The 21,773-nt window shown below is 40.0% G+C and carries 22 protein-coding genes; 15 read left to right on the plus strand and 7 right to left on the minus strand.

Going from position 1 to position 21,773, the window contains the following annotated elements; translation table 11 throughout:
• Window positions 1-100 precede the first annotated feature (100 nt).
• A complete protein-coding gene (locus tag RR45_RS07050; protein ID WP_031365982.1) occupies window positions 101-1,018 on the plus strand; it encodes an ROK family protein in 918 nt (305 codons plus the stop codon).
• Window positions 1,019-1,147: 129 nt separating this feature from the next.
• On the opposite strand, the gene yidC is transcribed toward RR45_RS07050, so the two are convergent.
• The 6 genes from yidC to RR45_RS07080 form a co-directional block, all read right to left on the minus strand.
• On the minus strand, window positions 1,148-2,080 hold the full coding sequence (gene yidC / locus RR45_RS07055) for a membrane protein insertase YidC (protein WP_031365981.1): 933 nt from the start codon (window positions 2,078-2,080) through the stop codon (window positions 1,148-1,150).
• A gap of 145 nt (window positions 2,081-2,225) precedes the next feature.
• On the minus strand, window positions 2,226-3,929 hold the full coding sequence (locus RR45_RS07060) for a phospho-sugar mutase (protein WP_072353581.1): 1,704 nt from the start codon (window positions 3,927-3,929) through the stop codon (window positions 2,226-2,228).
• 106 nt (window positions 3,930-4,035) lie between these two features.
• Window positions 4,036-4,617, minus strand: coding sequence for an ECF transporter S component (locus tag RR45_RS07065; protein WP_031365979.1), 582 nt, complete (start codon window positions 4,615-4,617; stop codon window positions 4,036-4,038).
• A gap of 84 nt (window positions 4,618-4,701) precedes the next feature.
• Window positions 4,702-5,244 (minus strand): phosphopantothenoylcysteine decarboxylase, encoded by a 543-nt coding sequence (gene coaC, locus RR45_RS07070; RefSeq protein ID WP_031365978.1) that lies wholly within the window; start codon window positions 5,242-5,244, stop codon window positions 4,702-4,704.
• Complete coding sequence (locus RR45_RS07075; protein WP_031365977.1) at window positions 5,213-5,935, minus strand: phosphopantothenate--cysteine ligase; 723 nt, start codon at window positions 5,933-5,935, stop codon at window positions 5,213-5,215. Before RR45_RS07075 ends, coaC begins: the two co-directional genes overlap by 32 nt.
• Window positions 5,936-6,486: 551 nt before the next feature.
• Window positions 6,487-6,675, minus strand: a complete 189-nt coding sequence (locus RR45_RS07080) for a 4-oxalocrotonate tautomerase (RefSeq protein WP_031365976.1) — start codon at window positions 6,673-6,675, stop codon at window positions 6,487-6,489.
• A gap of 332 nt (window positions 6,676-7,007) precedes the next feature.
• On the opposite strand from RR45_RS07080, the gene RR45_RS07085 reads away from it, so the two are divergent.
• From RR45_RS07085 to RR45_RS07145, 13 genes are all read left to right on the plus strand, one after another.
• A complete protein-coding gene (locus RR45_RS07085) occupies window positions 7,008-7,844 on the plus strand; it encodes a PRD domain-containing protein (protein ID WP_031365975.1) in 837 nt (278 codons plus the stop codon).
• A 48-nt stretch (window positions 7,845-7,892) separates the two neighbouring features.
• Window positions 7,893-9,887 (plus strand): N-acetylglucosamine-specific PTS transporter subunit IIBC, encoded by a 1,995-nt coding sequence (nagE, locus tag RR45_RS07090; RefSeq protein WP_031365974.1) that lies wholly within the window; start codon window positions 7,893-7,895, stop codon window positions 9,885-9,887.
• A 425-nt stretch (window positions 9,888-10,312) separates the two neighbouring features.
• Window positions 10,313-10,882 carry a thymidine kinase gene (locus tag RR45_RS07095; RefSeq protein WP_031365973.1) on the plus strand — a complete coding sequence of 190 codons (570 nt, stop codon included), beginning with the start codon at window positions 10,313-10,315 and terminating at the stop codon, window positions 10,880-10,882.
• 28 nt (window positions 10,883-10,910) lie between these two features.
• Window positions 10,911-11,423 carry a GNAT family N-acetyltransferase gene (locus tag RR45_RS07100; protein ID WP_031365972.1) on the plus strand — a complete coding sequence of 171 codons (513 nt, stop codon included), beginning with the start codon at window positions 10,911-10,913 and terminating at the stop codon, window positions 11,421-11,423.
• Window positions 11,424-11,492: 69 nt separating this feature from the next.
• The gene (gene prfA, locus RR45_RS07105) at window positions 11,493-12,566 is read left to right on the plus strand and encodes a peptide chain release factor 1 (protein ID WP_031365971.1); all 1,074 of its coding nucleotides are present in this window, start codon (window positions 11,493-11,495) and stop codon (window positions 12,564-12,566) included.
• Window positions 12,563-13,630 carry an A/G-specific adenine glycosylase gene (gene mutY, locus RR45_RS07110; protein WP_031365970.1) on the plus strand — a complete coding sequence of 356 codons (1,068 nt, stop codon included), beginning with the start codon at window positions 12,563-12,565 and terminating at the stop codon, window positions 13,628-13,630. The genes prfA and mutY overlap by 4 nt, the downstream gene beginning before the upstream one ends.
• Entirely contained in the window at window positions 13,627-14,442 is an 816-nt protein-coding gene (prmC, locus tag RR45_RS07115) for a peptide chain release factor N(5)-glutamine methyltransferase (RefSeq protein ID WP_031365969.1), read from the plus strand. The genes mutY and prmC overlap by 4 nt, the downstream gene beginning before the upstream one ends.
• Window positions 14,435-15,061: an L-threonylcarbamoyladenylate synthase gene (locus RR45_RS07120; RefSeq protein ID WP_084463445.1), complete on the plus strand. Its 627-nt coding sequence runs from the start codon at window positions 14,435-14,437 to the stop codon at window positions 15,059-15,061. The genes prmC and RR45_RS07120 overlap by 8 nt, the downstream gene beginning before the upstream one ends.
• Window positions 15,051-16,304 carry a serine hydroxymethyltransferase gene (gene glyA / locus RR45_RS07125; protein ID WP_031365967.1) on the plus strand — a complete coding sequence of 418 codons (1,254 nt, stop codon included), beginning with the start codon at window positions 15,051-15,053 and terminating at the stop codon, window positions 16,302-16,304. Before RR45_RS07120 ends, glyA begins: the two co-directional genes overlap by 11 nt.
• Before the next feature lie 11 nt (window positions 16,305-16,315).
• The gene (locus RR45_RS07130; protein ID WP_031365966.1) at window positions 16,316-17,299 is read left to right on the plus strand and encodes a nucleoid-associated protein; all 984 of its coding nucleotides are present in this window, start codon (window positions 16,316-16,318) and stop codon (window positions 17,297-17,299) included.
• Window positions 17,300-17,336: 37 nt separating this feature from the next.
• Entirely contained in the window at window positions 17,337-17,930 is a 594-nt protein-coding gene (locus tag RR45_RS07135; protein ID WP_031365965.1) for a lysozyme family protein, read from the plus strand.
• A gap of 46 nt (window positions 17,931-17,976) precedes the next feature.
• Window positions 17,977-19,587 (plus strand): aminodeoxychorismate synthase component I, encoded by a 1,611-nt coding sequence (gene pabB / locus RR45_RS07140; protein WP_031365964.1) that lies wholly within the window; start codon window positions 17,977-17,979, stop codon window positions 19,585-19,587.
• Window positions 19,588-19,656: 69 nt separating this feature from the next.
• The gene (locus RR45_RS07145) at window positions 19,657-20,526 is read left to right on the plus strand and encodes a methylenetetrahydrofolate reductase (RefSeq protein WP_031365963.1); all 870 of its coding nucleotides are present in this window, start codon (window positions 19,657-19,659) and stop codon (window positions 20,524-20,526) included.
• A gap of 62 nt (window positions 20,527-20,588) precedes the next feature.
• Here the strand turns inward: RR45_RS07145 and RR45_RS07150 are convergent, their stop codons facing one another.
• Entirely contained in the window at window positions 20,589-20,864 is a 276-nt protein-coding gene (locus RR45_RS07150; protein WP_031365962.1) for an acylphosphatase, read from the minus strand.
• A gap of 149 nt (window positions 20,865-21,013) precedes the next feature.
• Here RR45_RS07150 and RR45_RS07155 point away from each other — a divergent pair, with 149 nt between their 5' ends.
• Window positions 21,014-21,748, plus strand: coding sequence for a TrmH family RNA methyltransferase (locus RR45_RS07155; RefSeq protein WP_031365961.1), 735 nt, complete (start codon window positions 21,014-21,016; stop codon window positions 21,746-21,748).
• Window positions 21,749-21,773 lie beyond the last annotated feature (25 nt).

The following is a 21,773-nucleotide window of genomic DNA, read 5'->3' on the forward strand; positions in this document are numbered from 1 at the left end:
AGTGAAGATAGGTCGTAAGAGGGATGCTTTTTAATTAGAATAAAAGCCTTTGTCAAGGGAATTAAAAAGCTGGTTGACATGACGCTTGGGGAGACGGAAATTGGCATACTATGTAGGATTTGATATTGGGGGAACAGCAGTCAAATATGGTTTGGTAAATGAAACAGGCGAGATTCTTGAGAAAGGTTCATTTGTGACAACACCAAATGATGGCGAGCAGTTAATTGCCAATATGGCAAAGCAAGTTGCAGCTTATCAGGAAAAGTATGCTATTTTAAGTGTTGGTGTTAGTGTGCCAGGCATTGTACGGAAAGACGGTTATATGATTACTGCTGGTGCCGTTACATCTTTCTTTGCTATCAACCTCAAGACAGTATGCGAAGCAGCCTTTCAGTTGCCTGTTATCGTTCAAAATGATGCCAATTGCGTGGCTCTGGCTGAGCAATGGATTGGTAATGCCAAAGGTGTTGAAAATTACATCGTGATTTCCTTGGGAACAGCTGTTGGTTGTGGGATTGTCATTAATAATGCTATCTACCAGGGGGCACACGGTGCAGCTGGTGAAGTGGGCTGGACAATGCAGCAACGGCTTGATTATACACAAGACCTTGAAGCAGGTTCTTGGAACTTTACAAGTGGTGTTGTGCTTGGTCTCTATAATCGCTATCAACAAGCGACTGGTAAAGAAGTGACAGATGCGCGTGTGATACTAGATTTAGTCCGTCAAGGCGATGAAATGGCAACTAAGGTCATGGATCGCTACTATGAAGATGTAGCTAAAGGGTTATTGAATTTAGTCTGTGCATTTGACCCAGAAGTGATTTTACTCGGTGGCGGCATTAGTGCCAATGATGAATTCTTAGGTTGTTTGTCAGAGCGTATTGACAAGATTAAGCAACATCACAAGTCATTAAACCACTTGGCAGGTGTGACTGTTGCCGAAATTAAACCGTGTTTACTTCGCAATGATGCTGGTCTAATCGGTGCGGTTTACCAGGCTAAACAAATTGTTGGATAATAAAAAACTCATTCTAGTTTTAAATAGGCTAAAATGAGTTTTTGTTTGTACATGGATTTAACTAAAAAAATAGCGATGTACCCTGATTGATATAGGGACATCGCTATTTTAATGGCAGCTAGTCAGCGCTTATTTGCGTTGTTTACCAGCATTACGATTTTTCTTTTGATGAGTTGAAATGGCCTTTTTAAAGTCTTGTTTGGCTTTGGCAACGTCTTGTGGTGTCACATCTTTCAAGCCTGTCGTTTTGACAACAGGTGGATTAGCTTCAAATTCTCTGTCAATTTTCTCGCGCAAATGAGGTTTAATGATAAAAGTTACAATCACTTGTTGGATGATACCGAAGATACCACCGATAACCCAGTAGAGGGTCACACCGGCAGGTGAGCTGAATGAGAAGAAGACGATCATCAAAGGACTCATGAGCATCATCGTTTTCATTTGTTTCTTCTGTTCTTCATCAATGCCAATAGTAGACAGATAACTTTGAACGAAGTAGAAAATACCAGCAATAATGGTTAAGACGATACTTGACTTGCCAAGGTCAATACCAAGGAATGTCGCTGTTGAAATACCATCTGTGTAACGTGCGGCATAAAAGAGGGCTGAGAAGAAAGGCATTTGAATTAAGAGTGGTAGACAGCCCATAGAGCCGAACATACTCACACCATTTTCTTTTTGCGCAGCCATGAGTTCAGATTGAGCTGCCATTTTTTCTTCATTGGTTGTTGCGTTCTTCATTCGATTTTGGATGGGTTCCAAAACAGGTTTCAAATAACGCATTTTTTCTTGCATATAGCTTGATTTGTAAGCTTGATTCAGACCGAGTGGCAAAATGACCAAGCGCACGATAACCGTGACTAAAATAATTGCCACACCGAACCCGAAACCAAGGTTATGCGCGAAAAATTCAACCGCAGCACTCATTGGCTTAACAAGAATGTTATAGACCAGGCCATCACCAGTTGGCTTACCATTTTTGGTTTGTACACAGCCTGTCAAAAAAAGTAGTGCCGTCAGCATAAAGCTTGACAACAAAAGTCGTTTAGTTGTTTTTTTCAAGATTTTTCCTAATTTCTAATGGCTAGCTTTGAAAAAGTGCCAAAAATATATATAATCCTATTTTACCATAAAAAAAACAAGATTTTCAATAAGTCCTCAGACTGAAGTCTTGTTTTTTCAATTATAGGTATAACTATCGAAAAAATTATTTGATGAAAGCTTTGATTTCAGCATCAAAAGCTTCAAGTTTAGCAACAGATATAGTTTCAGTTTCACCGACTGCTGCCAAGTAGAACTTGATTTTTGGTTCAGTACCAGATGGACGAACAGCAATCCAAGAGCCGTCTTCAAGATGATATTTCAATACATTTGATGGTGGTGTTGTTAATTTTTCGACAGAGCCATCAGAAGCTGTAGCAGTATTTTCAAGGAAGTCTTCTGTCAAAGTAACCTTGATGCCATTAAATGACGTAGGTTGGTTGCCACGGAATTTATCCATAACTGCTTTGATTTGCGCAGCTCCATCAATCCCCTCAAGTGTAACAGAAACTGTATTTTCAAGGTAGAAACCATATTCAGCATAAATATCTTGAATACCGTCATACAAAGTTTTGCCTAAAGATTTGTAGTAAGCAGCCACTTCACAGATCAAAAGCAAAGCCTGAATGGCATCTTTATCACGAACGAAAGGTTTGATCAAGTAACCAAATGACTCCTCAAATCCCATCATGTAAGTATGGCTACCTGTTTCTTCAAATTCTTGGATTTTCTCAGCAATGAATTTGAAACCAGTTAAGACGTTGAACATCTTGACATCATAAGATTTGGTGATCGCTGTCACCAATTCTGTCGAAACAATCGATTTAACAACTGCAGCATTTGCAGGGAGAGTGCCTGCTTGTTTGTGCGCCTCAAGGATATACTTAGCCAAAACAGCACCAATTTGGTTACCAGAAAGCGGTTGATAATCACCGTTTGGCAAGCGAACTTCCACACCGATACGGTCAGCGTCAGGGTCAGTTGCGACTAACATGTCAGCGTCTACTTCACGACCCAATTTTTCTGAAAGTTCAAAAGCAGCTTGGCTTTCGGGGTTTGGCGATTTAAGAGTTGGGAAGTCACCATCAGGAATAGCTTGTTCTTCAACAACTGCAATTTTTTCAAAACCTGCTTGCGCCAATGTTTTACGACCAAGCATTTCACCTGTACCATGAAGTGGTGTAAAAACGATATTGAGATTTTTACCAAATTCGTCAATGATAGCTTGGTTAATCGTAACAGATTTCACATTGTTTAAATATTTCTTATCAATGTTATCACCGATGATGGTGATTAACTTACTATTTTCATCAGCAAGTTCGATATGGAAGATATCCTCAATCTCATTGATATAGGCTGTCAATTGATCCGCATCTTCGGGGGGCATTTGTCCACCATCTTCGCCATAAACCTTGTAGCCATTGTACGGCGCAGGGTTATGAGAGGCAGTAATCATAATACCTGTGAGAGTATTTAATTCGCGGATGGCAAATGATAGCTCAGGCGTTGGGCGTAAAGACTCAAAAACGTAAGACGGAATATCATGAAGGGCGAGGATGCGTGCGGCATCAAACGCAAACTCGCGTGAGAAATGACGTGAATCATAGGCAATTGCGACACCACGTTTTTTAAAATCGCCTTTAGAGTCCATAAGACGGGCAAGCCCCTCGGTTGTTTGACGAACAGTGTAGATGTTCATACGATTTGTGCCGACACCAATCAAACCACGTTGACCTGCGGTTCCAAATTCAAGCGATGTATAGAAAGCATCTTCTTTTGTATGCTCGTCCATTGCTGCGAGCTCATTTTTAAGATAATCAGGTAATTCTGAAAAATCAGCCCATTTTTGATAAGATTCTTTGTAAGACATACTGTCTCCTTTCGCTTTATCAGCATCTTTAATTTCGTTTTTAGAAAGCATTTTCATACAACACTATTTTAACAAAAAAAAACGTGAATTTCACGCTTTCTGAAGTTTAATTGTGAAATTTCATTAAAATAGGGACAATACTTGCCGTTAAAATGGTTGCAGCAATCGCCTCAGCGATTGAATTTGTTGCAATGATTGAGGCAATCAACGCCTTGAATGTCATATTCAGCTGGCTGTTGAATAATAGAAAAGCTGAGCTGAGAACTAAAATGGTGTTTGTAGTAGAGCCAAGAAAACCAGCAAGTCCAGCACCAAAACGATTTTTAACCAACTGATAAATGAAAAATGGCAGAATCCCAACAAGAATTCGAGGGACAAAGGCGATAAAGAGTGACCAAATATTACCATGAGGCGCAAATGGTGAGAATAAAAATGAAGTCGGAATTGGCGCAATTGTTGAATTTAAAAAGGAAATCATTCCCATAACAAAGCCGAGAACAGCCCCCTTACGCCAACCCAGAATGATTGAGCCTATAATGACAGGGATATGAACCAAGGTAGGCTGAATTGGAAAAGGCCAAAAGGTGTAGACGATTTTGGATAGGAGATGAATTACCACCATAATCGCGATAAAAATACTAAGTGTTGCAATATCAGAAGCTTTAGAATTGTTTTTTTGGGGAGTCATACACATGAATGAGTCAGTTGATGTGAACTGAACTCAGGTCCTTTCTATAAAGTAAAGATGAGCAGATGATATCAAATTAAAACATCATCCTTTACAAATACCCTGAACATATTGAACGATATCGGGAACATCAGCAAGCGCCCCACGACCAACATCTCCACAAGCGAGCAAGGCGACTTTAGGCTCAATCGTCTTAAAACCAAGGTCAAGCAAGGTTTGGATATTACGCTGGGTTAAAGGGTTTTCATACATATTTGTATTCATGGCAGGTGCGATAACTTTTTTGACACCTTGTGGCAAAGCCAAAGCAACAGCTGAGACGATATCATCAGCACGGCCTTGCGATAGACGAGCAATCGTATCGGCAGAAGCTGGTGCGACTAAGAAAATCTCTGTCTCTTTAGCTAAGTCAATGTGATTAACACTATCAGCCTTATCTTCCGCCATGACATTCGTATGAACGGGGCGTTTAGAGAGGACTTGCAAAGTTAGCGGTGTGATGAAAGCTTGGGCAGCATCTGTCATTAAAACGGTCACTTGGTGCCCAAGCTTGCCCAGTGCTGATGTGATATCGGCAGCCTTATAGGCTGAAATGCTACCGGTTATGGCGAGTGTGATGTTGGTCATATGTCTCCTCACTTTTTCTGACGATTAAGTCGGCAATATCAAGTTTCGTATATGCTTCTATTATAGCATCTTTAGGGTTTTGACTGATTAGCAAGCCGTGATGCATCGTTGCTGTAATCTCAGTAAGGTCATTGGCCAAGACGTAATCTGCTTGATTTTGGGTCAATGCTGATCTAGCGACAGAAATCAGGTGTTCTTTTGAGACATCAACCAAGAGTTTGAAGCCAAATAAGATAATATTTGGGTTGTGCCTTTTAATAGAAGTAATCACCTTTGGTGTCTTTTTCAAAAACAGGACTTGATAGTCAGATTGAGAGGCTATCTTATCTTCAGTATTACTTTTGGCAAGAAATTCTTGAAGGTTGGATGATGCAGCTACCGTGTCAAAATCGGTCATGTAAACTGGTGTATAGTCAGAGACAGCCATACTATGAATGAAAATATCAGCTTGGGGCGTCCATTTTGTTGTAGCGGCTAATAAATCTGCGACATCAGTAATCGTTAGGACAGTTAATTGAGGATGCGGTTTAGGTAAAAGAGCACCTCGACCTGCTAATAAAATAACCTCATGATTTGCCAATAAAAAACGCTCAGCAATCAGTTTTCCTAAGCTACCTGTCGCAAAATTCGTGATGCCCCGAACTTGGTCAATGTTTTCAGTCGTCCCACCAGATGTGATAAGAATGCGCATGATAAGCCTTTCGAATATGTTTTTATTATTATATCACAAAAATCAAAGGGAGTGAAATATCTAATTTATCATTTTGTAATATAATTGTAATTGACAAATATAAATAACAAATATATAATAGTGATATAACATTTAGAGGGAGTGTGATGGTATCGAAATCGGTAGTATTATTACATGTCAACCTATTTCTTTCTCAGAAAAAATAACAGGAGTTGTGAGGAAAAAATACGTTAATACTTTTCTCGTAGAGGTGATGTTTTGGGAGAGTGACGAACATCATGACTTGATGGAACAATTTCGTTATGTCCTTGTTAAAGGATAAGTATTGCCAGCATCGTAATCTTTGTAGTGTCCTGAGGCAGCGGGAAGGTTATCGCCACCATGAAAAGCGATTTTAGTAAGACTAGCAAATAACTAGACTTCAATAGATTTACATATATTTACAATAAATTACATAGTAACATCTGCCTACACATATTTAAATAATCGTTAAATTAGACTGACGTTTAAATGAAAAAATGAGTTCTGACAACATAACCAGAACTCATTTTTTATTGGTTTGCTTTTTTGATTTCACCTTGTGGGAAGTAAGTTCCTTCCTTCATGTCGTTAATGAAAACATGAATGGCAGATTTTGGTGCACCAGTGTTTTTAATGACAACTTCGGTGATATCATGTGCAAGTGCAATTTTTTGTTCGTCAGTACGACCTTCAAATAAATCAACATGGACAAATGGCATAATAGTTACCCCTTTTCTTATATAGAAGTATTTTGACATATTTTCAAAAAAATATCAAGTTAAGTGTCATGTCATCATTAAACTAACAATTAGGAAATAATCAGATTATAGAGTTTTTAGCAATCTAATTTTTTTAAAAAAAAGCTTGACAAATTGGTATAGACCTGTTAAAATAATAAGTGTTAACAGATGTAAACGATTTCATGTGACTAGATAATACTAGGCATGGCATAAGTTTGAAAAAAGGGAGATAATCCCTATTTCAGCTACGCCATGCCTATTTTTTGTCCGCATGGTGTGATTTATTTCTTTTCTGCAGGAGAAAGAAAATGATGGAAATTCAAAAAGCATTAAATCAAAATGCGGTACTTGTCTTTGACGAAGGACAGGCAAAAGTCGCAATTGGTAAAGGAATAGGTTTTAAAGCAAGACCAGGTGAAACAATTGCGCAAGACGCAATTGAACGCTTATTTGTCTTGGAACCTGAAGGTGTTAAGAAACTGCAAACGCTATTAAGTCAGATTGATGAAAAGTTTTTCTTTGCCACTGAGGACATTATTGTTCATGCAGAGGCGGTGCTTGGGGAGAAGTTAAATCCTCATATCAATATTGGCTTATGTGACCACATCGCATTTGCGGCTGAAAATATTCAAAATCATATTTTTCTGCGCAATAAGCTGTTGAAAGAAATTGAAGTCCTCTATCCCGAAGAGTTTTCAATTGCCCAGTGGGCAGTCGATTATCTTAAACGGGAGTTGGATATCCCGTATAGCTTTGATGAAGCGGGATATATTGCTATCCATCTTCACACCGCTAGATGTAAAGATTCGGACAACAGTGAAAGTATTCGTGAGATTACGATTATTTCAGAAATTGTGCGTTTGGTTGAGCGTGAGCTGCAGTTTTCTTTTGACGGGGAAGACTTGGCGTTAACGTATTCTCGTTTGGTTAATCATTTGCGATTATTTATTCAACGTTCTCAAACGAATCGTTATGTCGGGTTAGACCAAGAAATTATGGGACTCGTCCAAGAAAAGTATCCTGAAAGCTTTGCTATTGCGAAAAAAATTCAAGTTTTAATGCAACAAGATTTCAGTTATTTGGTTTTAAATGAAGAATTAGGTTATCTAGCTATCCATATTGAGCGATTGCGGATGCTTAAGAAATAAAGTTTTACATGATTAATTATTTTTTATATTAATGGAGGAATACATGCTATGAAAGCATACATGCAGAGAATGGGACGCTCATTGATGCTCCCAGTTGCAACATTACCAGTTGCAGCACTTTTTTCAGGAATTGGTTACTGGATTGATCCGACAGGTTGGGGCGCAAATAATATTGTTGCTGCTTTCTTGTTAAAAGCAGGCGACTCGATTTTAGCCAATCTAGGTGTCTTATTTGCCGTTGGTTTGGCACTCGGAATGTCAAAAGATAAAGATGGTGCATCAGCTTTGACTGGTTTGGTCGCTTTCTTGGTACCAATGCAACTTTTGAATCCAGCAGCAATTGCTGCTTTCCAACACATTGATCTTGATAAAGTCAATGCGGCCTTCACAAAAATGAACAACGGTAACGTTTTCGTTGGGATTTTGGCAGGTCTATTAGCAGCAGCTATGTATAACCGTTTCTCAAATGTCAAGTTGCCAATGGCGCTCTCATTTTTTAGTGGGAAACGTTGTGTGCCAATCGTGACGGCAGCTTTGATGCTTGTTGTATCGGCTGCACTGATGTTTATCTGGCCACCAATTTTTGGTGCACTTGTCGCATTTGGTGAAACCATTGCCAAAATGGGCGCTGTAGGTGCTGGTCTTTATGGTTTCTTCAACCGTTTGCTTATCCCAACTGGTCTGCACCATGCCTTGAACAATGTATTCTGGTTCAATACAGCAGGGATTGATGATATTGGTAAATTCTGGGCAAATGAAGGAACTAAAGGCATTACAGGGATGTATCAAGCTGGTTTCTTCCCAGTGATGATGTTTGGTCTCCCAGCAGGTGCTTATGCGATCTACCGTCAATCACGTCCAGAAAAAAGAAAAGCAACAGCATCATTAATGCTCGCAGCAGCTTTTGCGTCATTCTTCACAGGAGTAACTGAACCACTTGAATTCTCATTCATGTTCGTTGCTTGGCCTCTATATGTGGTACACGCAGCATTGACAGGTATCTCAATGTTTGTCGCGGCACTCTTCCACTGGACTGCAGGTTTTAACTTCTCAGCTGGACTTGTCGATTTCGTTTTGAGCTTACGTGTGCCAATCGCTAACCAACCTTTGATGCTTGTTGTTTTAGGTTTAATCATGGCAGTTGTTTACTATTTTGTCTTTACTTTCGTTATTAAAACGTTCAACTTGATGACACCAGGTCGTGAAGAGGGAGAGGGCGAAGAAGATGCAGATCTCGCTGGTGTGACTGATGATAATAAATTTGCTGCTTTGGCAGCTCGTATCTACACTGGTCTTGGTGGTGCAGAAAACGTTGTTTCAATTGATAACTGTACAACACGTCTCCGTCTTGTCGTAAAAGATACGGCTAAAGCCGATCAAGATAAAATCAAAGCAACTGGCGTACCAGGTGTTCGTGTCATTGACAAAGAAAATATTCAAGTCATTGTCGGTACAGAAGTTCAATTCGTCGCTGATGAAATGAACAAAATGCAACAAAATGGTGGAGTGAGTGCTGTTGTAGCTGATAGTGCTGCGGCGAAAGTAACACCAGTAGCACCTGAAACATCAGCGACTAGTGCTGCTACCATTGATGTTTATTCACCAGCACAAGGCGTAATGATTCCAATGAATCAAGTTGCTGATGAGGTTTTCTCAACTAACATTATGGGTGATGGTTATGCCATTCAACCGACAGAAAATACGATTTACACACCAGTTGCTGGTAAAATTTCAAGCATTTTCCCAACACAACACGCATTGGGGATTATGACACCAACAGGTCTTGAAGTTTTGCTACACATGGGTGTTGATACAGTTGATCTTAAAGGTGAACCTTTCACAATGAAAGCTAAGGTCGGTCAAGCAGTTAAAGCTGGTGACGAAATTGCGATTATGGATCTTGCAGCTGTTAAAGCTGCTGGTAAAGGGACAGATATTATCGTTGCTTTCACTAATGGTGATGTAGTTGCTAACGTTGCTTTGACAGAGCTTGGTAAAGCAGTAACGCCGAATCAAACCGTTGGTCAAGTGACGACTAAATAATAAGTAGAATACAAAAAACAGCGAGACTGAAACAAAAGTCTTCTAAAAATAGGTGATGAACAATTTTCGATGCTAATTGAAATTGCGCATCACCTATTTTTGTATCAATTATAACGCAATATCATTGTATAGTGGAAAAAGCATTTGCTTTTTGTCTTAGAAAAATTGAGTTCTAGACTGATTGCAAAATTGATCAGAAACGCTGAAAAAGGTGTGTTAACATGATATAATAGAGAGTAAATTGTCTACTCACTATTTTTCTATTCAAAAATTAGTGCTATAATTTTGTAAGATGAATGCTTAATTTTATAGAGAAAACAAACAAGACATACAGTAGCGAATTCAGTTGTATCATCACTGAAAATTGCTGACAGCTTGTACAGGATTGCGTAGGCTGAATACATAATAATTAAGGTAAAGATGACATGGCACAATTATATTTCAAGTACGGTACGATGAATAGCGGGAAATCAATCGAAATTCTCAAAGTGGCACATAACTATGAAGAGCAGGGTAAGCCTGTCGTGATTATGACAAGTGCCCTTGATAACCGCGATGAGATTGGCGTCGTGAGTTCGCGGATTGGGATACGAGAGCAGGCTGTACCTATTGATGCTACCCTAGATGTTTTTGACTATGTTACCAAACTACCTCAAAAACCTTACTGCATCTTAATAGATGAAGCTCAGTTTCTCAGCAAAAAAAATATCTATGATTTTGCTAGAGTGGTAGATGAACTCAACGTCCCTGTCATGGCCTTCGGCCTAAAAAATGATTTCCAAAATGAATTATTTGAAGGCAGCAAATATCTCTTGCTCCTGGCTGACAAAATTGAAGAAATCAAAACAATCTGCTGGTTTTGTAGCAAGAAAGCAACTATGGTCTTACGTACCAAGGATAACAAACCAGTTTATGAGGGCAGTCAAATTCAAATCGGTGGCAATGAGTCTTATCTACCCGTCTGTCGGAAACACTGGTTTAAGCCAGAACTTTAAAACTCAGTAGAACATAGGGAGACTGCAGATGATTACGGAAACCAAACGCCTTTATCTTCGCGAAATCACGCAAGCAGATTATGCTGTGATTGCCAAAATCCTTCAGGATGATGACGCCATGTTTGCTTACAATGGCGCGTTTTCTGATGAAGAAGTAGCGCGGTGGTTTGATAATTTGATGACTCAGTATCAAACGCGAGGTTTCAGTCTGTGGGCAGTCGTCTTAAAAGAAACCAATCAAGTCATTGGACAATGTGGTTTGACCCTCCAACAACTCGAAGTTGAAACCGTCACGGAAATTGGTTATTTGTTTGATCGAGATTATTGGCATCAAGGCTATGCCATCGAAGCAGCACAAGCTTGTAAAGTTTATGCTTTCAATGTCTTAGGTATTGACCGTGTCTACTCACTTATTCGTGAGACCAATATCTCTTCTATGAATGTTGCCATTCGTAACGGCATGACTGTGCGTGCTAGATTGGTCAGAGAACGTTGGGGTGCTGAGCTATTTTACTATGCTTTTGCTGTTGATAGAAGTTAGTGAAGCCTGCTTAAATACCTGCCACCATTGACAAGAAAAATATAGAAAATAAGGAAGTGAAAAGATCATATGTTCGACCAATTACAAATTATGGCTGACCGTTACGAAGAATTAGGTGGTTTGCTAAGCGACCCTGAAGTCGTTAATGATACTAAACGATTTATGGCGTTGTCAAAAGAAGAAGCCTCTTTGCGAGAAACTGTTGCGGCTTATGCGCGCTATGTCGAAGTGACGACTGGCATTTCAGATGCGGAAGAAATGCTATCAGACTCAAGTCTTGACGCTGACGAATCTGACATGTTCAAAGAAGAACTCAAAGCACTGAAAGCTGAAAAAGTAACGCTAGAAGAAGATATCAAAATTCTTTTATTGCCAAAAGATCCTAATGATGATAAAAATATTATCCTTGAAATTCGTGGTGCTGCTGGCGGTGATGAAGCTGCGCTTTTTGCTGGCGATTTATTAAATATGTATCAAAAATATTCTGAAAATCAAGGCTGGAAATTTGAGATTTTGGAGTCAAATGTAACCGAAATCGGTGGCATTAAAGAAGTTTCAGTCATGATTTCAGGAAATAGCGTATACTCTAAACTCAAATATGAAAGTGGCGCGCATCGTGTCCAACGTGTACCAAAAACAGAGACTCAGGGGCGTGTCCATACCTCAACAGCAACGGTACTTGTCATGCCTGAAATCGAAGATTTCGACATCAACATTGACCCGAAAGATCTGCGTATCGATATTTATCATGCTTCAGGTGCCGGCGGACAGAACGTCAACAAAGTTGCGACAGCCGTTCGGATTGTCCATGAACCAACGGGTATCAAGGTTGAGATGCAGGAAGAACGGAATCAGCAAAAAAACCGAGATAAAGCTATGAAAATCATCAATGCTCGAGTTTATGATTATTTTGCGCAGATTGAGCAGGATAAAAACGATGAGTTTCGGAAGTCGACCGTCGGAACAGGTGACCGTTCTGAGCGGATCCGTACCTACAACTTCCCGCAAAACCGCGTGACCGACCACCGCATCGGCCTGACCCTGCAAAAACTCGACACAATCTTGTCAGGCAAGTTAGACGAAGTCATCGACGCCCTGATTCTCTTCGACCAAACCCAAAAACTTGAGGCCTTGAAACAATGACAAACTGGTATGATGCCGATGGCCATTTATCTGAGGACACGGTTGCAGACTTTCGTCAAACTTTGCTTGCTTGGTACGATGAATGCGGACGGACGCACCTTCCTTGGCGGATAGACAAGGAACCGTATCACATCTGGGTCAGCGAGATTATGTTGCAACAAACTCAGGTTGAAACAGTCATTCCTTACTATGAGCGCTTTCTGTCAGAACTACCAACAGTGAAAGATTTGGCTGAGGCTGATGAAGAAGTCCTGCTCAAACTCTGGTCAGGATTAGGTTATTATTCTCGTGTGAGAAATATGCAAAAAGCAGCCCGACAAGTTATGGCAGATTTTGACGGACAGTTGCCATCAACGAGTCAATCCCTACAAAGTTTAGCAGGGATTGGGCCTTATACAGCAGCAGCGATTGCCAGTATTAGTTTTAATGAAGTCGTACCAGCACTTGACGGCAACATGTTTCGTGTTTTTGCTAGACTGCTGAAAATCGAAGCGGATATCGCTCAGCCTAAATCACGGAAAACTTTTTATGATATCATTTTACCCATCGTGGATCCAGAGCGACCAGGTGATTTTAATCAAGCTGTGATGGACTTAGGCACTTCTTTGATGAGTACCAAGACTGAGACCTTGTCAGATTCACCTTTTGCCCGTTTTAATCTCAGTTATCAAGAAGGAGTAGAGCTGACTTTTCCAATCAAGTCTAAAAAAGTCAAGCAAGTCCAGAAGTTTTATGCGGCGATTATCTCTGAAAATGATGGCAGCTTGGCTTATACCCAACGCCCTAAAACAGGCCTACTTGCCAATTTTTGGACCTATCCTTTGCTAGAATTTGACTCATGGGATGCCATTTATGATGGTGTTTCTGAACATTTCGAAGCCGCTAAACAACTGAATATCACGCCAATTACACACATCTTCACACACCAAAAATGGCAAGTCATGCTTGTTCAAGTTGAAAATGAAGATGCTTCGTGGACTTATTTGTCAGATGATGCCTATGAAACACTACCACAGACAACCCTACAGCTTAAACTTCAAGCAGCTTTGAGAGAGAATTTATGACCTACTTACAAGCCTTTCAAAAATATGAAAAACAATTGGCGCGCCCAGAGGAGTTGCGCTATGTTTTTCGTTATGGCCGAAAACTCAGCTATACCGACTTCATCTTATTGCTCAACACAGAAATAACCGAAGCGGACCAAGTCTACCTAGCAGAGATATTTAACCGACTTGCAAAGGATGAGCCTGCCCAGTACATTGTCGGTGAGACCGAATTTTACGGTTTAACCCTTGATGTGGATGCGCGTGCCCTGATTCCGAGACCAGAAACAGAAGAACTTGTCGCGCTGATTTTGGCGGAAAATACGTCAGATGATTTGAACATCCTAGATATTGGGACAGGGACAGGCGCGATAGCTCTGTCACTCGCAAAAGCGCAACCAACATGGCAAATCCATGCAAGCGATATTTCACCAGATGCTTTGACCTTGGCTCAGCAAAATGCGAACAAAAATGCGATAGAAAATATCACTTTTACGCTCTCAGACGTTTTCAGTAACGTTTCAGGAAACTATGATACAATTGTTTCAAATCCACCTTATATCACAGATGTCGAGAAGGTGGATATGGCTAAAAATGTCTTGGACTATGAGCCACATCTTGCTCTGTTTGCTGAGGATAATGGGCTAGCCATTTATCAAAAAATAGCAGAAAAAGCCCAGTCTTATTTGACAAACAAGGGCAAGATTTATCTGGAAATTGGGCATTTACAAGGTCAGGCTGTTAGCCAACTTTTTCAGCACCATTTTCCTGACAAACGGGTCAGAGTCTTACAAGATTTAGCTGGAAAGGATAGGATGATTATCATTGACTGAATTACTTTCTCCCCAAGCACCGCAAGATATTAAGCGTGCCGTTGATCTAATCAAATCAGGCCAATTAGTTGCTTTGCCGACTGAAACGGTTTATGGTTTATTTGGTCTTGCACTAGAAAATCATGTGGTCAAAAGTATATACGACGTGAAGCATAGAACATATGATCATGCGTTAAACTTAAATATTTCGAATTTTGATGAAATGAAATTTTTCTCTCAAAATCAACCAAAATATCTAGAAAAGTTGTATAATAAATTTATGCCTGGCAGCCTAACGATAATTCTAGAAGCCAATGAAAAGGTCCCTAGTCTTGTCAATAACGGTATGAAAACAGTCGGCTTTCGTGTCCCAGCCAATCAAACGACGCTTGCAATATTGCGTCAAACAGGTCCCTTAGTGGGGCCATCTGCTAATCTGACTGGAAACCCAAGCCCCAAAACCGCACAGAACGTGTTGACGGATTTGAACGGTCAGATTGCAGCTGTTGTGAAAGCTGATGAGAGTATTTCGGGCATTGATTCGACGATTGTAGATTTGACAGGTAAGACGCCAATAATCTTGCGCCAAGGTGCGCTAACTTTAAGAGAAATTATCGAGGAGATAAAGGATGATATTTGACCAGCCAAACTACGAAGCTTTTGACCAAGAACTCTGGAATGCTATTCATGCAGAGGAAAAACGTCAACAACAAAATATTGAACTCATCGCCTCTGAAAATGTTGTTTCAAAAGCTGTGATGGCCGCTCAAGGCTCACTTTTGACTAACAAATATGCTGAAGGCTATCCTGGTAATCGCTATTATGGCGGTACTGAATGCGTTGATATTGCTGAAAACTTAGCAATCGAACGTGCAAAAGAACTTTTTGGCGCTAAATTTGCCAATGTCCAAGCTCACTCTGGCTCACAAGCCAATGCAGCAGCTTACCTTGCTTTAATCGAGCCCGGTGATACAGTCATGGGTCTTGATTTGGCCGCTGGTGGTCATTTAACACACGGCTCACCAGTCAACTTCTCTGGTAAAACCTATAACTTTGTTGGCTACAATGTCGATAAAGAAACAGAACTATTGGACTATGATCAAATTTTAGCACAAGCTAAAGCCGCGCAACCTAAATTGATTGTTGCTGGTGCATCTAGCTATTCACGCACAATTGATTTTGCGAAATTCCGTGAAATTGCTGATACTGTTGGGGCGAAATTCATGGTTGATATGGCACATATCGCTGGTTTAGTAGCTGCTGGTCTGCATCCAAATCCAGTACCTTATGCAGACATTACAACTTCTACAACCCATAAAACACTCCGTGGCCCACGTGGTGGTCTCATTTTGACAAATGATGAAGTTTTGGCTAAGAAAATTAACTCTGCCATTTTCCCAGGAATTCAAGGTGGTCCTTTAATGCACGTTGTGGCTGCGAAAGCTGTTGCTTTTAAAGAGGCATTGGATCCTAGCTACAAAGATTATCAAGCACAAGTCATTAAAAATGCAAAAGTCATGGCTGAAACCTTCGAAAATGCTGGTTTGCGAGTGATTTCTGGTGGTACTGATAACCACATGTTCATGCTTAATGTCACTGGATTTGGAATCAATGGTAAAGAAGCACAGCATCTCTTGGATACGGTGTCAATTACTTTGAACAAAAATGCAGTACCTTACGAAACTTTGAGCCCGTTTAAAACATCAGGCGTTCGTATTGGTTCGGCTGCTGTGACATCACGTGGTTTCAAAGAAGCGGAAGCAACGAAAGTAGCAGAACTTATCATTCGTGCTTTCCAAAACAAGGATGACCAAGCTGAGCTTGATCAAATTAAATCTGAAGTGATTGCCTTGACTGATGCATTCCCACTTTACGAAAATTAATAAGAATTTTAATGGATTTATATATCAAAAAAGCGATTTTACATGCTTTTGACCCAGGTCAACCTGAGATTACCTTCTCGGAAAACCTCATGGAGTTGACGCCTGTCATGCTTGATTATGTGACCAAAAAAGTAGAAAAAATCTATTCTGATGATGCTAAACGTGGTATTTTATCAGAAGAGAACCACTTTTTATCATTGGTAACAGATGACTTTATCGCATCAACGATTACCGTTGCGAATTTCTGGCGAGAAGAGTTTATCTTGTCAGAGAAACAAAAGCAAAATGACTTGCTTTTTGTCGCCTATGAATTAGATACTCAGCCACATTTTGCTTTTATCAGACTGTCGCTGAGGGATTCTTTTTCGCATGACTTCGATACGACAACAGGACAAATCAAGATTCGTAAAACCGAATCCTCATTACCTGGTGCCGGATCAGCTGCTGATGAAGCAATTGCCATCAATCGTAAGACGTTCAGCTACCATTTACTGGAAAAACGAATTAAATATAACGGTAAAAATTATAATTATTTTTCGGAAAATCTACTAGCTGAAAAGCCCGATATTTCTGTCAATAAAGCGATTAAAACGATTAAAAAGACGGCAGAGTCTGTTGCAAAGTCTTACGACGATAATGATTTTGCCTTTTCTCAAAAGGTGCAAAATGCGGTATTTCATGCAGTCGAAAAGCAAGAAAATCTCAATCCAGAAGCACTGGCAGACCAGTTATTTGCGGATAATCTGACGGCGCGCTTGGCCTTTAAAGATCAAGTCAAGGAAGAAATTCCAGATAAGATTCGGTTCGAGCAGATGCCTATGGAGAAAATCGAGAAAAAACTATCCAATCAAAAATTGTCCTTGTCAAATGGAATAGAAATGATTGTGCCGCAAAGTCTTTATGAAGATGCAGAAACGGTCGAATTTATCCAAAATGATGATGGGACTTACTCGATTATCATCAAAAATATCGAGGAAATCAAGAACAAGTGGTAGTTTCACTATCAGATACTAGCATGAAAAGGAGGACGTATTGCTAAGAAAAATTAGAAATTTAATCCTCCTTGCCATACTTGTAGGTTTTGGATTTTGGATTTATCACACGCACCAAAATGTCAAGAATGTCATGCAGTATGATGAGTATGTGACGCAGACCTTAAAAAAACATGGTGTTTCAGGAAACCGAGAGTTAGTCTTATCGATTATATACACGGAAACCAAGGGGAAACGCACTGATGTCATGCAGTCCACTGAGTCAACCCATGACACAATTGAAACCGAAGAAGATAGTATTCATCAAGGTATTGTCAATTTAACTGAAATGTTGGAATATGCGAATGAAAAGGGTGTTGATGTTTGGACCGGTGTTCAAGCCTATAACTTTGGGAAAGCCTATGTTGACTATATTGCCAAAAATGGCGGTAAGAACACCCTGCCCTTGGCAGAGGCTTACTCTAAAGACGTCGTCGCACCAAGTCTAGGCAATACAACAGCTGAGGAATATTATCACATTACCTTAGATTCGCTTTTGTTTAACAAAGGCAAACTTTATCGAAATGGCGGTAACATCTTCTATGCGAAAGAAGTTCGTTGGAACATGAAAATTGTTCATTTATTTAACTGGTGAAAGCCAGTTTTTTTATGCCCTCAATTTTTGTTATAATAAAAGAACGATGATGATATACGACGATAAAAAATTTGATAACCCTCTTGCAACTCTGATTGCTTTTGACAATGCTGGTGTAATCGCATCATTGTCTGAAATTGAAAAATGGCAGCAGACACATTATCTGGTCGGCTATATTCGCTATGAGGCCAAAGACGTTTTCCTTGGCAAACAGATAAAGTCTGAAAGCCCCCTTCTCTACTTTCAAGTATTTAAAGACTTCACACCCTACGTCCCGAAAAATGTGCCAGAGATCAGTCTAAGCCCCCAAGCACAACAGACATTTTCAGATTACGCAGCTGCTGTTGCTGAAATTAAGCGAGAGCAACGCATTGGTAATACCTATGAAGTCAACTATACCTATGACTATCAAGTGCCTTATGCTAGTGATGACTTAGCACTCTACGAACATCTCTTGACTAAACAACGGACACCTTATAATACCTATATCAAAAATGAGTATGATACCTTGCTCAGCTTTTCGCCTGAACTTTTTTTTGAAATTGAAGGTCAGCACATCACGACGCGGCCAATGAAAGGGACAGTCAAACGAGGGCGGTCAGCAACAGAAGATGCTGAGCGTATCACCTTTCTTAAAACAGATGAAAAAAATCGGGCGGAAAATGTCATGATTGTTGACCTCATGCGTAATGACCTCGGCAGAATCGCTGAAAACGGTAGTGTCAAAGTGACCAAGTTATTTGAGGTTGAAACACACGCCACCGTTCACCAAATGACCTCACAAATTGAGGCAGATTTAAGAGCAGGGACAGACTTATGGACGATTTTTCAAGCGCTTTTCCCCAACGGCTCTATCACAGGTGCTCCGAAAATATCAACCATGAACATTATTGAGCGCCTGGAAAAAGGTAGCCGTGATATATATTGCGGTGCTATTGGTTTCCTTAGTCCAGAGAAAATGATTTTTAGCGTGCCGATTCGTATTTTGCAACGGCAGACAGGTGCAGAACACTTCAAATATCGGGTGGGTGGTGCTATTGTTTGGGATTCAGATACTGCCGATGAATGGTTGGAGACCCAGGCGAAAACGGCTTTCTTACAAGATGATTTCCAGTTGATTGAGACCATTCAAGTTGAAAATGGTCGACTAACTTTTAAAAGGGAACACTTCGAGCGCTTGCAAAGATCCGCTACCTACTATGGTTTTAAGTTCAATCCAGATATCCTAGATTTCCAACCTGAGCAAGATGGTATGCTACGCTTAGTTCTCAGCCGTGATGGCAAGTTTGAGACCAGTTATCGTCCGATCAAAGCTTTTAATACCGTTGCTTTATCTCCAATGACCATTGACAGCCGTGCTGATTTTCTGGCGCATAAAACGACCCACCGGCCTTATTTTAATGCTAAAGACGAGATTTTTGTCAATGAGCGGGGTGAGCTGAGTGAAATGTCGCGTGCTAATCTGATTCTCGAAATTAACGGGGAGTGGTTGACACCACCTTTATCTAGTGGATTATTACCAGGAATTTACCGTCAGTATTTATTAGATTCCGGTAAGTGTCGTGAGCAGATCTTATATCGAGAAGATTTAACTCGAGCAGACAAGGTTTTTTGCTGTAACTCAGTTCAAGGTGTTAGAGAAGTTTTTTTGATATAAGTGTAAACTATAACTAACTGCTATTTTTAACAAATTTCCAATTCAGGTAAAATTTGTTAGAATTGTCTTATGAGAATAACTGACATTTATCGAGAAAAAAATCTTCAGAAGAAATCCGTCATTTCTCTGGAAGTATTCCCGCCTAAAACTGATGCGGGCATTGAAACTATTTATCAGACAGTATCCGGCTTGACCCACAAACCAGATTATATTAGTGTGACCTATGGCGCTATGGGCAGTCTTGGTCGTGAAAATAAAACACTTGAGATTGCTGAAAAAATCAAAAAAGAGTATGGCATCGAAACCATGCACCATTTGACATCGATTAATAATCATCCGGAACAAATTACGGAAATTTTGGCGGAGATTAAAGCTAAAAATGTCCAAAATATTTTAGCGCTACGTGGGGATCTACCGAAAAATACGGATGTGACGGGTTGTCCGGATATTTATCATTATGCTCATGAACTCATCACGGATATTAAAAAAGCGGGCGATTTTGACATTGCTGCTGCCATTTATCCTGAAGGTCATGTGGATAGTCCATTGGATGTTGAAAACATTGAGCACGTCAAACGTAAATATGATGCAGGCGCAAACTTTTTTATCAGCCAGCTCTTTTTTGACAACGACAAATTTTTAAGGCTTAATGACTATGTTAAAAATTCAGGAATTGAAGCACCAATTGCCGCAGGTATCATGCCGGTTTTGCAAGAATCTCAAGTGGCGCGGATGCTCTTCTTTGGTGCTAGTCTACCCACACGTTTGATTAAAATCATCAACAAATACAAAGACTCACCAGAAGACCTGCAAAAAGCCGGCATGGACTATGCCTGCAAGCAAATTGATGACCTTCTAGCTCGTGGTGTTGATGGCGTGCATATCTATACCATGAACAAACCCTTTGTCGCCAATACCATGATGGACCGCTATTTATAAACTAGCAAAAGCCTTGGAAAATTAGAATAGAAATTCTGATTTTCCAAGGCTTTTTGGATCAACTAATTAATCATTTTGAAATCATCAAAATCTGGTGAATGATCAAGTTTCACGTCTAAATAGTCTACACGACCATAAGGTGACGGAGATTTACGAACTTCATTGATAAATTTTTGAAGGCTGAGTTTATCATCTGATTGGGCAAAAATCGTGACTGAACCGTCATTTTCATTTTTAACTGTCCCTTTGATATTCAGCTGCTTGGCGAGTTGAAAAGTCGTATAGCGAAAGCCAACCCCTTGCACGTGGCCAGTGGCATTTAATTTAACTTTATTCATTTAACTCAAATCCTTTCTATTTATATCCCAATTATTTAGCTACATTATATCAAAATAGTAGAGATTTTGGTTGATAAATAATAACGCTTTCGTTTGCTAAATATGGCTAAACAAAACCATGAAAGCCATCATTATGCTAAAATAGAGTTATGGAAATAATCACATCAAAAGACAATACACGCATCAAGAACGCAAAGAAACTTTATAAAAAGAAAAATCGTATCAGCTCTTATCTGATTGAAGGGCAACATCTATATGAAGAAGCTTTAAAATCTGGGGCAAATGTCAAGCAGATTTTTGTAACGGAAAAATTTGCGGACATACCCGATGCGATACTCGTATCAGACGAGGTCATGAAATTCTTATCAGATGCTGAAACACCACAGGGGATTATCGCAGAAGTTAGTTTAGAACCGGCAAGTATAAAACCTGAGCAGCTGAGCAAACTCCTGATTTTGGAAAACGTCCAGGATCCAGGCAATGTCGGGACCATGATTAGAACGGCGGATGCTGCAGGATTTGACGGTGTAATTTTGACAGCAGGTAGTGCCGACAGCTACTCGCCAAAAGTCCTGCGCACCATGCAAGGTTCACACTTTCATCTGCCGATTTTTTTGGAAAATGACGTGCAGAATTTATATCAACGGCTGAAAAATCAAGGAATCACAGTGATTGCGACTACCTTATCAGAAACATCGGTTGACTACCGAACAATTAGTCAACCTGAAAAGTTCGCACTCATCATGGGCAACGAAGGTGCGGGTATCACACCAGAAACATCAGTCACCGCTGATATTTTAGCACACATTAATATGCCAGGTCAGGCAGAGTCTTTAAATGTTGCAGTTGCTGCGGGTATTATGATTTTCTCCTTGACAGACTAGCATTTTCCTGATATACTTGTAGAGT

The organism is Pseudolactococcus chungangensis CAU 28 = DSM 22330, from assembly GCF_002441885.1.
Classification (GTDB): domain Bacteria; phylum Bacillota; class Bacilli; order Lactobacillales; family Streptococcaceae; genus Pseudolactococcus; species Pseudolactococcus chungangensis.

Bases quoted from the DNA above. Each gene is read 5' to 3' on its own strand.
- pabB (WP_031365964.1), top strand. From the start codon at position 17,977: ATGATGATATACGACGATAAAAAATTTGATAACCCTCTTGCAACTCTG.
- nagE (WP_031365974.1), top strand. From the start codon at position 7,893: ATGAAAGCATACATGCAGAGAATGGGACGCTCATTGATGCTCCCAGTT.
- prfA (WP_031365971.1), top strand. From the start codon at position 11,493: ATGTTCGACCAATTACAAATTATGGCTGACCGTTACGAAGAATTAGGT.
- glyA (WP_031365967.1), top strand. From the start codon at position 15,051: ATGATATTTGACCAGCCAAACTACGAAGCTTTTGACCAAGAACTCTGG.
- RR45_RS07155 (WP_031365961.1), top strand. From the start codon at position 21,014: ATGGAAATAATCACATCAAAAGACAATACACGCATCAAGAACGCAAAG.
- RR45_RS07085 (WP_031365975.1), top strand. From the start codon at position 7,008: ATGGAAATTCAAAAAGCATTAAATCAAAATGCGGTACTTGTCTTTGAC.
- coaC (WP_031365978.1), bottom strand. From the start codon at position 5,244: ATGACCAACATCACACTCGCCATAACCGGTAGCATTTCAGCCTATAAG.
- RR45_RS07100 (WP_031365972.1), top strand. From the start codon at position 10,911: ATGATTACGGAAACCAAACGCCTTTATCTTCGCGAAATCACGCAAGCA.
- RR45_RS07060 (WP_072353581.1), bottom strand. From the start codon at position 3,929: ATGTCTTACAAAGAATCTTATCAAAAATGGGCTGATTTTTCAGAATTA.
- RR45_RS07145 (WP_031365963.1), top strand. From the start codon at position 19,657: ATGAGAATAACTGACATTTATCGAGAAAAAAATCTTCAGAAGAAATCC.
- RR45_RS07150 (WP_031365962.1), bottom strand. From the start codon at position 20,864: ATGAATAAAGTTAAATTAAATGCCACTGGCCACGTGCAAGGGGTTGGC.
- RR45_RS07095 (WP_031365973.1), top strand. From the start codon at position 10,313: ATGGCACAATTATATTTCAAGTACGGTACGATGAATAGCGGGAAATCA.
- prmC (WP_031365969.1), top strand. From the start codon at position 13,627: ATGACCTACTTACAAGCCTTTCAAAAATATGAAAAACAATTGGCGCGC.
- mutY (WP_031365970.1), top strand. From the start codon at position 12,563: ATGACAAACTGGTATGATGCCGATGGCCATTTATCTGAGGACACGGTT.
- RR45_RS07130 (WP_031365966.1), top strand. From the start codon at position 16,316: ATGGATTTATATATCAAAAAAGCGATTTTACATGCTTTTGACCCAGGT.
- RR45_RS07075 (WP_031365977.1), bottom strand. From the start codon at position 5,935: ATGCGCATTCTTATCACATCTGGTGGGACGACTGAAAACATTGACCAA.
- RR45_RS07065 (WP_031365979.1), bottom strand. From the start codon at position 4,617: ATGACTCCCCAAAAAAACAATTCTAAAGCTTCTGATATTGCAACACTT.
- RR45_RS07080 (WP_031365976.1), bottom strand. From the start codon at position 6,675: ATGCCATTTGTCCATGTTGATTTATTTGAAGGTCGTACTGACGAACAA.